At 68.6% G+C, this 10,716-nt stretch carries 12 protein-coding genes; 7 read left to right on the plus strand and 5 right to left on the minus strand.

The features are described from left to right. The first annotated feature begins 47 nt into the window (after positions 1–47). From D7V80_RS23145 to D7V80_RS23165, 5 genes are all read left to right on the plus strand, one after another. Positions 48–647 (plus strand): hypothetical protein, encoded by a 600-nt coding sequence (locus D7V80_RS23145; RefSeq protein ID WP_120590218.1) that lies wholly within the window; start codon positions 48–50, stop codon positions 645–647. A 248-nt stretch (positions 648–895) separates the two neighbouring features. Further along, positions 896–1,447 carry a hypothetical protein gene (locus D7V80_RS23150; RefSeq protein WP_147447190.1) on the plus strand — a complete coding sequence of 184 codons (552 nt, stop codon included), beginning with the start codon at positions 896–898 and terminating at the stop codon, positions 1,445–1,447. Between the two features lie 41 nt (positions 1,448–1,488). Continuing rightward, positions 1,489–2,298, plus strand: coding sequence for a methyltransferase domain-containing protein (locus D7V80_RS23155; protein WP_120590220.1), 810 nt, complete (start codon positions 1,489–1,491; stop codon positions 2,296–2,298). Positions 2,299–2,333: 35 nt separating this feature from the next. Then, positions 2,334–2,777, plus strand: coding sequence for a ribosomal protein L7/L12 (locus tag D7V80_RS41865; protein WP_158616683.1), 444 nt, complete (start codon positions 2,334–2,336; stop codon positions 2,775–2,777). An 88-nt stretch (positions 2,778–2,865) separates the two neighbouring features. Then, positions 2,866–5,043 carry an alpha-amylase family glycosyl hydrolase gene (locus D7V80_RS23165; RefSeq protein WP_120590221.1) on the plus strand — a complete coding sequence of 726 codons (2,178 nt, stop codon included), beginning with the start codon at positions 2,866–2,868 and terminating at the stop codon, positions 5,041–5,043. Between the two features lie 4 nt (positions 5,044–5,047). On the opposite strand, the gene D7V80_RS43685 is transcribed toward D7V80_RS23165, so the two are convergent. From D7V80_RS43685 to D7V80_RS23190, 5 genes are read right to left on the minus strand one after another with little or no spacing between them, the layout of a single operon-like run. Then, positions 5,048–6,382, minus strand: coding sequence for a phospholipase D-like domain-containing protein (locus D7V80_RS43685; RefSeq protein ID WP_120590222.1), 1,335 nt, complete (start codon positions 6,380–6,382; stop codon positions 5,048–5,050). After that, positions 6,372–6,896, minus strand: coding sequence for a phospholipase D-like domain-containing protein (locus D7V80_RS23175; RefSeq protein WP_120590223.1), 525 nt, complete (start codon positions 6,894–6,896; stop codon positions 6,372–6,374). The genes D7V80_RS43685 and D7V80_RS23175 overlap by 11 nt, the downstream gene beginning before the upstream one ends. Beyond that, positions 6,893–7,186, minus strand: coding sequence for a hypothetical protein (locus tag D7V80_RS43690; protein ID WP_120590224.1), 294 nt, complete (start codon positions 7,184–7,186; stop codon positions 6,893–6,895). Before D7V80_RS43690 ends, D7V80_RS23175 begins: the two co-directional genes overlap by 4 nt. Positions 7,187–7,200: 14 nt before the next feature. After that, positions 7,201–7,404, minus strand: a complete 204-nt coding sequence (locus tag D7V80_RS23185) for a hypothetical protein (protein ID WP_120590225.1) — start codon at positions 7,402–7,404, stop codon at positions 7,201–7,203. Next, complete coding sequence (locus D7V80_RS23190; RefSeq protein WP_120590226.1) at positions 7,404–7,670, minus strand: hypothetical protein; 267 nt, start codon at positions 7,668–7,670, stop codon at positions 7,404–7,406. The genes D7V80_RS23185 and D7V80_RS23190 overlap by 1 nt, the downstream gene beginning before the upstream one ends. A 420-nt stretch (positions 7,671–8,090) precedes the next feature. Between D7V80_RS23190 and D7V80_RS23200 the strand changes: the two genes are divergently transcribed. Together D7V80_RS23200 and D7V80_RS23205 are read left to right on the plus strand one after the other, a co-directional pair. Further along, positions 8,091–10,355, plus strand: a complete 2,265-nt coding sequence (locus tag D7V80_RS23200) for a carboxypeptidase-like regulatory domain-containing protein (protein ID WP_158616684.1) — start codon at positions 8,091–8,093, stop codon at positions 10,353–10,355. Between the two features lie 69 nt (positions 10,356–10,424). Then, a partial coding sequence (locus D7V80_RS23205; RefSeq protein WP_147447191.1) for a DUF4082 domain-containing protein occupies positions 10,425–10,716 on the plus strand: 292 nt, incomplete at its 3' end.

The raw sequence follows: 10,716 nt of genomic DNA on the forward strand, positions 1-10,716 counted from the left end.
CGATGTGGGTTCTTGGCTGTGGAGTCCTGGTTTCATGCGGCGCACCGATGCAGGACGAAGAGGCCGCGGTGCTCGGCACGCAGCAAGCGGGGCTTTCGCAGGTCTTCACCCAGCAGGCGGACTTCACGGCGGCCACCGGGGCCACCCTGCTCACGTTCCCCGCGAACGCGTTCGATGCGTATCCCAACCATCCGTCAGGTGCGGGGTCGAGCTGCGGCCCGACACTGCCGGGAATCGACCTGCCGTGGGGCTCCAGCGCGCCCACCGTCAACGTCCTGGCGCCTCGAGCCAGCACCTGGCTCTGCTTCATGGGGCCCGGCTGGAATCACAGCAACAACACGAATCCCCTGCCCGTGAAGCCCACCATCATCGCCAACGGTGAGGACGACTTCGAAGTCGCCTTCCTGCGTCCCGTCTCCTCGGTGGGCCTGGAGCTGCTCACGAACAGCCAGGCCCAGCACAAGGTGACCCTGACCTTCACGGACGCCACCCAGGAGGTCTTCGAGGACGCCGTGCTCGATACGGGGGCCAATGCCTTCGAGTTCGTGGGGTTCCAGTCCTCCAAGCGCATCCGGTCCCTCTTCATCGAAACGACGGGCGGCGCCTCGCAGAACGAGGGCATCGCCGCCATCTGGACCGCGCCCTGACGGACTGACTCCGGCAGGTAGCCCAGCGCGACCCGCTCTCGGATCAACGTGGTGGCGCGCTCGGGGGCCAGCTCCAGGGACACGCGCTCCACGTTCCGCAGCAACCGCTCCGGCTGGAAGAGCGGCCCCAGGAAGGCCCTCCGTTGACAGGCAGGCTGAGTTCGACCGGCCCGCGTGAAGATCGCCGCCTCTCTCCTTGGGATTCGCCTGGACGTGAACCCTTGGGATAAACGACGGGGCTTGTGAACATGAACTCCAGCACGAAGGTCCTCATCATCAGCAGTGTCATGATCGCCCTCGGCATTGGCCTGGGCGTGTTGCTCATCGGCCTCCAGAAGGGGGGCTTCCTGACGACCACGGACGTGGGCGGACTCCCTGAGCTGGCCCGGATCCAGGAGCAGCTCCGGCCGCTCGAGGCCTGTTCACTCACCTACCGGCGGCGCGACAAACGAGGCCAGCGCCGTTATCCGGACTCGGTCTTCCTCAAGACTTGCGAGTGGGCAGAATACACCAGCGTGGTCATCGATGTCCCGACGACCTGGGCGTACAAGGGGGTCGGCTTCGAGATGACCCGTGGCTCCATGACAGAGCCGTGGGAGATCCTGGTCGAGAAGAAGGAGGTTCCCTTCCCCGACCTCAAGGAGGCCCTCGAGCACTTCGCCCCCCTCATCGCCGCGAGCTATCCGGAGAGGCTACGCGAGCGACGCGAGAGCGACAGGCGGATGGACCGCCAGCTGAACGAGCACAAGCGCGAGGAGCAGGAGCGCAAGGAGCGCGCGAAGGACTCCTATCCGGAGTGACGCTTCAGTCGGGATCGGCCCATGGATCGAAAGATCCGCCGATGACACCTGAAGCCGCGCCCTTCCGGGACCAGGCCGGGCTGCCTACCGTCGGTCGCATGGACAACGTTGCGACGATGACGGAGCGCCTGCTGGCGGACGCGGGCCTCGGGGCGGGAATGCGGGTGCTCGATGTCGGCTGTGGAAGGGGTGACGTGACCTTCATGGCCGCGAGCCGGGTGGGCGCGCAGGGGCAGGTCGTGGGCGTGGACCGCGATTCCGGGGCGATTGAGCAGGCCCGCGTGAGGGCGCGGGAGCAGGGCTTGCCGAACGTCACGTTCGTGGAGAGAGACCTCCATGCGATGCCGAAAGAGCAGGGCCTGTTCGACGCGGTCGTGGGCCGGCGGGTGCTCATGTACCAGGCGGACGCCGTTGACGCCGTGCGGGTTCTCGCACGGGCCCTGAAGCCTGGAGGGCTGATGGTCTTCCAGGAGCACGACTCGACGGTGGGACCGGCGAGCCTCACGCCCTTGCCGCTTCACGCGCAGGTGCGTGAGTGGATCTGGCGCACGGTGGAGCGCGAAGGCGCGAACATCCACATGGGCTTCGACCTGGCGTCGGTCTTCACGAAGGCGGGGCTCACGGTGGAACAGGTCCGGGCGGTGGCCGTCGTGCAGACGCCGACGCAGGCGCATCCCACGGGAGCCATCGTCCGCGCGATGATCCCCCGAATCGTGAAGCACGGTGTGGCGACGGAGGCGGAACTCGACGTGGACACGCTCGATCAGCGGCTCGCGGAGGAGCGCGCGAAAGCGGGTGCGACCTTCATCGGGGAGCTGGCCTTCGGAGCCTGGGCGAGGGTGCCTGGATAGGCGTGCCTGGCTTCCCAGTTCTGTATGCTCGTGGGATGTCCTCGTCATTCCTGGTGTTGTTGGTGATCGCGGTGTTCATGGGAGCCCTCATCGGCCTCTGGTTGCGCCCCTCCCATCGTGAGCAGCCCTCGGAGCCGCCCATGCACCGGTCTCCCGAGGAGGGGCGAAAGAGCCTCGCGGAGTTGATTCAGGCCGGGCAGACGATCAACGCCATCAAGCTCTACCGGGAGCTCTACGGCGTCGGCCTGAAGGAGGCGAAGGACGCCGTGGAGGCGATGCGCGATGGCCGGGCGCCCATGGCGCTTCCGGAGCGCCGGGAGTTGTCCGATTCGGACGCGGACGACGCCATCGCGCGCGCCATTCGAGACAACGACCTCATCCAGGCCATCAAGCTCTACCGCGCCCAGCACGGCGTGGGCCTGAAGGAGGCCAAGGACGCGGTGGAGGCGATGCGGGCCAACGTGCTCCGGCGGGGATGAGCAGCCGCCGGACGCAGGCGCTTCGCGCCGTAGGCGATATGCTGCTCCGTGGGTTTGCATGGGGCGTTGGCCCTGGGGAGCGCGTGTCATGCCTTGGCGGAAGTCCCTTCTCACGCTGGTGACGGCGGGTGTCCTGGTCGCTTGCCAGGGCGGGAGCAGTGGTGGCGATGGAGGGACCCCGCCCCCGCCAGTGGATGGGGGAGGGGACGCGGGCGTGGAGGATGGCGGGGTGGACGCGGGTGCTTCCTACACCGCTGCCGTCGACGTCGCCGCGGCACGGGCCGACAGCCGCCTGGCCTGCTTCAGGGGCAACGGCGAACCCGAGTGCGGTCTTCGCCTGTACCAGGTCATGGTCGAGGCCTTCGTCGATGCCGACAGCACCGCGGACTCCAACACCGGTTACGGCACCAGCCATCACAAGGGCGACCTGCAAGGCATCATCAACAGCCTTGACGCCATCCAGTCCACGGGCGTCAACGCCCTCTGGCTGACCCCCGTCTTCCACAGCGTGCCGGTGAGTGGCCAGGACGACTGGGCCAGCCGCCTCGATGCCACGGGCTATTTCGCCTCGGACTACTTCAACGTCGACCCGAAGTTCGGCACCAACGCCAAGCTCAAGGAGCTGGTGGAGGGCGCCCATGCCCGGGGGCTGTATGTCTTCCTCGATGGCGTGTTCGGCCACTTCAAGGTCAATGCCAGTGATTACTCCTCACCGCTGGGCCGCAAGCTCTCCACCACGGGGGAGCAGGGGGGCACCGGGCGGCGAGCCGTGTATCCGGACGACCTCGACTTCTTCAAGGAGGTCGCCACGCACTGGGTGACTGAATACAAGGTCGACGGATGGCGCCTGGATCAGGCCGCCCAGGTTCCGGTGCAGTACTGGGACGACCTGCGGAGCGCCGTCGCCAGCGCCGCGGCGGGCGTGAGCTACACGAACGCGGCCGGCCAGAGCGTCCATCCGCTGGGGTACATGGTGGCGGAGATCTGGAGCGGGCCGGTGGACATCGCCACCACCGGCTATGGCACCACCTCGAGCCCCGCGCTGCTGTCCGCGTTCGACTTCCCAATGCGCTACAGCCTGGTGCAGACCCTGGCCGTCGAGGAGTCCGGCACGGGGAACCGTGGGGCGAGCAACCTCCAGGCCGGCTATCAGAACCAGCTGGCGTACCCGGCCCACGCCATGCCGAACCTGATGCTGACCAACCACGACCTGGTCCGCTTCGGCGATCTCCTCCAACGAGGAGGCCTGGCGGAGCCACAGGACGGCGCGTGGTGGGCGCGTCACAAGGCCGCCTTCAGCGTCATGGCCGAGTACAGCGGCCCCATCACGCTCTATTACGGGGATGAGGTCGGGCAGGAGCTGCCGGGCTTCGCGGCCAAGGAGGACAACGCGACCTGCGCCGTCCGGGGCGTCTGCGACGACCACGTCTCCCGGACCTCCGCCATCGTGGAAGGCATCCCGACCACGGTGGGGGCGCCTGCCACGGTGCTCTCGCCCGCGCAGGCGGACCTGAAACACTACGTCGCTTCACTGATGGCGCTGCGCGACGTCCATCCCGCGCTGGCGAATGGCAGCCGGACGCACATCTACTCGGACGAAAACGTCTACATCGACCGCAAGGACAAGGGCACCGACAACGTCCTGTATGTGTTGAACGCGAAGGCGACGCCCGCGGTCATCACCGTGGCCGGGACGGCCATTGGCAGCGCGGGAGCCCTCGTCGGGCTGCTGGGGGGCGCCGATGTGGCCCTCTCGGACGGGCACCATGAGATTGCGCTGAAGCCGTTCGAGGCCCGGTTCTTCGACATCGCTTCGCCGACGGCGGAAGGCCCACAGACAGGACCGGGAGGAGGGCTCTCCGGGCAGGGACCGCTGGCGCGTTGCGACGCTCCGACGGTCGATGGGCTCGGCCCGCTGGGCAAGGAGCTCTTCATCCGGGGCAGCTATGTCGGTGGGGACAACTTCGGTGCGACGCCCGCGAACCGCCGGTTCGCCTACAAGGGCGACAACATCTACCAGGTGGTGGTCAACGAGCCGGACGTCACCGCCTATACCTTCAAGTTCGCCAGCGCGGACTGGTCGACGGAGCTCGCGGTCTCGGGCGGAGCCCCGGTGGTGATTGCCTCGGAGCAGCCCATGTCGCTCGCCGCAGGCCCTGGCAAGGAGTCCTCCCTGGCCATTCCGGAGGCCGGCGACTACGTGTTCAGCTTCCGCATCAATGCCACGAACAACGGCGGCGAGCTGATGGTGAGCAGGTGCCCGTGACGCGTTAGGGCTCGGCCACCGCGGACTCCGCGGCCATGGGGGAGGCCGCGGCTTCCCGCCGCGCCTTCTCCGTCCACAGCGTCCGGAAGCGCTCTTCGAGCCGCGTCCCCAGCGGCTCCGAGTCCAGGTACAGGCTCGTCTCGTCGTAGCGGGTGAACGAGCTCAACGTCCAGTTGTGGCTGCCCATCACCAGGTGCCTGCCGTCCACCAGCACCAGCTTGGAGTGCGTAAGCCGGCTCGCCGCGTCGTAGCGCACCGGCACCTTCCGGGCCTTCAGCGCCTGGAAGGCCGGCTGGTTGATGATGTGGGAATGATAGACATCCCCCTTCGCGTCCTGGTCGAGGATGACCTGGACGTCCACGCCGCGCTCATGCGCCGCGATGAGCTGCTGCAACAGGCCATGCGTGGGGTACTTCGCATCCACGTACCGGAAGAAGAAGAGGACCACCCGCACGGAGCGCGTCGCCCCTGAGAGCAGCCGCTCCACGAACTCCGGATACTGGCCTTGCCTCAACAGCACGCCCGTCCGGACAGCGCCAGAGGCGTCCTCGGCGTGGGCCTGGGCCCGTTCCAACCGCTCCTGTTCGGTCCGCGCCACGCTCGCCCGCGTGGCCCCCAGCCGCCGCGCCACGCCATGGGGGTGCTCCCGCGCATCCCGCAGGGTCTCCTCCAGTTCCACCAGCACCTGCGCCACCGGGCCCTGGCCCCGCGCAGGGTGCCACAGGAAGGAGCCTGCACTGGCGGCCACCCACTGCACGTACCTCGCGAAGGAGGGTTCCTGGAGGAACGCCTCCTGCGCCTTGCTCCGGAACACCGGCGGACGCTCCTCCAGGAGGATCCGCCCGCGGAGCTGCTCCAGCGCCTTCACGCCCAGGCCCTCCACCCGCAGCAGGGACTCCAGTGTGGGGAAGGGGCCCTGCGCGCGGCGGTGGCTCACGATGCGCTCCGCGAGCACCTGCCCCAGGCCCGGCAGCGCTTCCAGTTCCTTCACGCTGGCCGTGTTCACCTCCAGGGCGTCCACCCACTCGTGCGGCGTCACGAAGGGCAGCGCCGGCGTGTCGGACGCTCCACGCATGGGGCGGCTGTAGCGCTCGGACGCGGCGCCTTCCTCCAGCGCGCGGGCGTAGCGGTTCATCCGCCGTTGCAGCACCTCCTGGGTCCGGCGCAGCGCGAACTGGCGCGCGAAGTCCTCGCTGGGTTCCTCATCCAGGACGAGCTCCCCGCCGTGCGCGCGGCTGAGCTCCACCAGCAGCCCGGTGGCCCGATCCAACTCGCCCGGCTCCCACCGCAGCTGCTCCGACCAGCCACGCACCATCGGCACGAACCACTCAGGACGCATGGGCCACCTCCACGTTCCGCGCGCCCTCGATCCAGAGCCGCTCGAAGTCCCGCCCCAGTCCCATCGCCAGCTGTGGCGAGCTCACCGCCAGGGAGTCCTCATGGCTCACGTGGAAGGCCGAGTGCGTCCAGTTGTGACTGCCCAGCAACACCTGGTCATCCACGATGACGAACTTGCTGTGGGTGCTCACGTGCCGCTCGGAGTGGAAGAGCCGCACCGGCAGGCCCAGCTCCCGCATGTAGAGCGCGGAGGTGGTGTTGGCGATGTGGACCTCCGGCGTGTCCGACACCCCCACCAGCACCCGCACGTCCACGTTCCGCCACCGCGCCAGGGACAGCTGCTCCACCAGGCCGCGCACCGACCGCAGCGGATCCCTCAATACACGCGTGTCGATGATGAAGACAGACACCCAGAGCCGCTTGCGCGCCTGCGCGAACAAGCTGGCCGCGAAGGGCGCGTAGTCCCCGTCGTGGAGCAGCGTGCCTCCGGAAACGGGAAAGGCCTCGAAGCTCATGGCGCCTCCGGTGTCAGGCCCGCCAGCCGCTCCTGCAATCCCTGCTCATAGTGGCGGTAGGTGAGGAGCAGCCGGCGCGTGAAGTCCTGGTACGCCACCAGCGTCAGTGCGACCCGTGGCGCCACCGCCTTCTCCAATGGCGTCTTCGCCTTCGCTTCCTGTTCGGCCTGGAAGTCCAGCGCCACCTCCTGCCAGGAGAGCGTCGCGAGCTGTTCGTGGATGAGCAGGCGGTGCTCCTCCAGCAGGTCCTCGATGGCTTCCAGCCGTTCGTATCCGGGAGGGATGGGCATGGGCGGCTTCCTCGCTACATGCTGCCTGCTTGGTCGAGCATCCGTTGGAGGTTCCATTTGAAGTACTGCTCGAGCTCGTCCTCGGGGCTGGTGGGCGCGTAGGGGTTGCCGAAGTCGAACAGGTCGATGGCCGTGCCGTCGCGGGGCTGGGCCTGGGGATCGAAATCCGGATCCAGGTGGATCATGTCCGCGAAGTTTCCGAGATTGGGATAGCCCATCAGTGGACCTCCTCCTGTTCCTCTTCGGGCAGGTACGTACGGAGGGTGGCCTCGACGAGTGCCTTCAGTTCCTCCCGGGTCCACGCCAGGGTGGAAGCACGGAAGAAGCGGCGCGTGACGGGGTCCTCCACCTTCTCCCAGTCATACAGTTGCTTCAGCCGGAACTCGACCAACTGCTCGCGCGTCATCGTCTTCGCCAACCGGCGCAGCTGGTCCGTGAGGAGCTGCTCGAAGCGGGGCTGCAAGGGGACCACCAGGAGTTCCATGCGAGGAATCTGGGCCGCACCCCAGGGCCTTCAAGAGGCGGCCCGGGAGAGGCTTTCCTGCCCGTCCCCACATGCGGGACAAGGCCGGGGCGCAGGCCTGGGCACAAGCCTCACCCGAGCGTGCGCAGCGTGTCCGCCACCCGGCGCAGGTCCTCCTCGAAGTGGATGCGCGCCTGGGCCCGCGCGCTCGTCCGGCATGCGCAGGAGCGCCGAGGGGTGGAAGGTCGCCATCCACGCCTTCGCCCAGGGCGTTTCAACGAGCATCAGCCGCGCCCCCGCCCGCCCCTCGCCGAACAGGAACCCAATCCCAGTCACCGCCCCTGATGCGCGATGACGTGACAGGCATGGGCAAGCAGGGGCTTATCCTGCTGCGCCTGCCTCGAGCGGCTGCTAGCGTTTCGGCGCATGCGATGGAATTGGGTGGGGATCGTGGTCATGGCGCTCGCGTGCGCGGGGCCCGAGCGAGGTGTGCGCGCTGCGGAAGCGACGCTGACGATCCAGGTGGAGGACGTGGAGGGCCGGCCCGTGCGTGACGCGCGCCTGCGGGTCCTGCGCACGGATGATCCGGAGGAAACTCCCGTCCAGTCCGGGACCACGGACCGCCAGGGACTGGCCCGGATGCACCCGGCTGCGGGCCGTTACGTCGTGCGCGTGGACGCGAAGGACTTTGTCTCCCTCCTGCGCGCGGACGTGCGGGTCGCGCCGGCGGCGAGCGCCCACCTGGGCCTGCGACTGCGGCACGCAGTGCGCATCGAAGGACGCGTGCGGGATGCCGCCGGGAAGCCTGTAGCGGACGCGCGGTGGTTGCTCATTCCGTCCGACGGAACCGCGCCCCGCTTGGAGACCCGGAGCGACGCCCAGGGCCGCTTCCACTTCGAGGGAGTCCTGCCAGGACCCGCAGTCCTGCGAGGCTTCAAGCCGGGACGCAGTCCGGTGCGCATGGAACTCACGCTGCCACGCCCCGAACTCACCGTGACGATGGGCGGTCTGGGATCCCTGCGCATCCAGACACGGGATCCACAAGGGCGGCCGCTGCCTGGGAAGCCCCAGGTCCTGCCGCCCGACGGCGAGGAGTTCGTGCTGTCCATCGACTCACGCTTCGGGGAGTCCCAGGATCCCCTCATCCATCCCGGGCTCCCGGCCGGCCGGTATCGCGTCAAGGCCTCCTACTCGCCCGTGCCGGACTGCAAGTGGACGCGGACCGTCTCCGTGGACGTCCTTCCGGATCAGCAGACCCAGGTGACGGTGGGCTTCGAGGACGTGGCGCCCATGCCCGCCTGGCGAGGCCGCGCCGTGGATCGCGGGGGCCGAGGCCTGGGCGGCGTGAAGCTGTCGTCCGAGCTGGGCCCTCGGGGCTTCGAGGTCGAGGGGCTGCACGCCTACTGCCAGAGCGTCACGGATCCGGAAGGAAACTTCGTCCTCGCCGCGCCCCTTCCGGGACCCGTGAGCCTCTACCTTGAAGGTGGTGGGCCGCGGAGCTGGGGCCTGGTGGAGCCCCGTGAGGCCTGGAGCGATGCCCCCTGGGTGTTCCAGTCCCATGGGGGGACCCTGCGAGGCCGCGTCCTGGATTCGCAGGGACGCCCCGTGGAGCGCTTCCGGGTCTCGGACTGGCCCTTCGAGAGCGCGGAGGGCCGCTACGTGATGGACACGTTCTACGAGCAGACCTACCAGTGGATCATCGACGCGGAAGGCTTCGCGACCGCGATCCTGCGCGCGCAAGGACGGGCCCACGAGGATGCCTTCGCCCCGGACGTGATCCTCGACGCAGGCCGTCCCCTCCAGGGGCGTGTCGTCGCGGCGGATGGGCGCACGGGCGTTCCCCAGCAGCGGGTCGTGATGCTGGATGACTCCGAGCACTACCTCCGGCCTCCGCCCGCTTCCGCGCGCTCGGTGACGACGGATGCCCGGGGTTATTTCCGCTTCGAGCACGTTCCAGCGCGGCGCCAGTTCCTCCTCGTGGAAGGGAAGGAGCGCGGAACGGCCCTGCGGAGGCTCGAGCCCGCGGAGGACACCGTGGAGCTTCGCCTCGCGCCCGCGGCCGAGCTCTCCGGCGTCGTGACCGTTCACGCAAGCGTCCCGCTGGCCGGCATGGAGGTGGACGTGTACTGCGAAGGCGGCGCGAAGGAGAGCACCCAGACCGATGCACGGGGGCGCTATGCGCTGCGGGCGCCAGCCGAGCGCGAGTGCTTCGCCCACGTCAGCGAGCGCAGCTCCCTGGACACGCTGATGAATCCTCCACGTCCGGTCGTGTTCTCACCTCAGCGAATCCAGCTGGCCGCCGGCTCCAGGGCGCGGTTGGACTTCGAGGCACGGCGAGGACCGGCCTCGCTGCACCTGCACTCCCCCGCCTACAGCGAGATCCTCAAGCTGCTGCTGCTGCCATGGGACGTCCCCATGCCGGAGACGACCCAGGCCCTGGACGCGCTGGAACTGGCGAGCATCGACGAGGACCCCGGTATCACGGAGGCGAACGCGGAGGTGCTCGCGCCCGCCATGGTGTCGTTCTCCGCGCCGGATCGCATCTACAGCGAGATGCCTTTGGGGCACTACACACTCTTCCTCCTCGCGGAGCGGAACGGTGGCTCGCACGTCCTGCGCGTGCCGGTGGACCTGACGCGCACGGGAATGCATCCGCTCGAACTGTCAGACCCCATGAAGGGGGGCGCCACCGTATTCCCGCGCTGAGCCGCGCGAGGATAGATTCCGCATCCCGCACGGTTCCGCCACGGTTTGACCGTGGACGAGAGGTCCCTGATGAAACGGATTGGAATGCTCTCCTCGCTGCTCTGCGTCCTCCTCTGCATGCCAGGGATTGCGCGCGCGCAGACGACCGCCTCGCTGTGGAACGGCACCACGGCGCCCTCTCCCGCGCAGCTCGACCCGGACACCACGCCCGTGGAGGTGGGGGTGCGCTTCCAGAGTTCGGCCCCCGGTGTCCTCGACAAGGTGCGCTTCTACCGGGATCCGCTCGCGCCTCTCACCCGATGCGAGGTGCACGTGTGGAGCGCGAGCGGTGCACTGCTCGCCTCCAGCGTCTGGGTGGGGG

Source organism: Corallococcus sp. CA054B, assembly GCF_003611625.1.
GTDB classification, from domain to species: Bacteria; Myxococcota; Myxococcia; order Myxococcales; family Myxococcaceae; genus Corallococcus; species Corallococcus coralloides.

Excerpts from the sequence above, each read along its gene's own strand:
- D7V80_RS23145 (WP_120590218.1), top strand. The coding sequence starts at position 48 with ATGCAGGACGAAGAGGCCGCGGTGCTCGGCACGCAGCAAGCGGGGCTT.
- D7V80_RS23150 (WP_147447190.1), top strand. The coding sequence starts at position 896 with ATGAACTCCAGCACGAAGGTCCTCATCATCAGCAGTGTCATGATCGCC.
- D7V80_RS23155 (WP_120590220.1), top strand. The coding sequence starts at position 1,489 with ATGACACCTGAAGCCGCGCCCTTCCGGGACCAGGCCGGGCTGCCTACC.
- D7V80_RS41865 (WP_158616683.1), top strand. The coding sequence starts at position 2,334 with ATGTCCTCGTCATTCCTGGTGTTGTTGGTGATCGCGGTGTTCATGGGA.
- D7V80_RS23165 (WP_120590221.1), top strand. The coding sequence starts at position 2,866 with ATGCCTTGGCGGAAGTCCCTTCTCACGCTGGTGACGGCGGGTGTCCTG.
- D7V80_RS43685 (WP_120590222.1), bottom strand. The coding sequence starts at position 6,382 with ATGCGTCCTGAGTGGTTCGTGCCGATGGTGCGTGGCTGGTCGGAGCAG.
- D7V80_RS23175 (WP_120590223.1), bottom strand. The coding sequence starts at position 6,896 with ATGAGCTTCGAGGCCTTTCCCGTTTCCGGAGGCACGCTGCTCCACGAC.
- D7V80_RS43690 (WP_120590224.1), bottom strand. The coding sequence starts at position 7,186 with ATGCCCATCCCTCCCGGATACGAACGGCTGGAAGCCATCGAGGACCTG.
- D7V80_RS23185 (WP_120590225.1), bottom strand. The coding sequence starts at position 7,404 with ATGGGCTATCCCAATCTCGGAAACTTCGCGGACATGATCCACCTGGAT.
- D7V80_RS23190 (WP_120590226.1), bottom strand. The coding sequence starts at position 7,670 with ATGGAACTCCTGGTGGTCCCCTTGCAGCCCCGCTTCGAGCAGCTCCTC.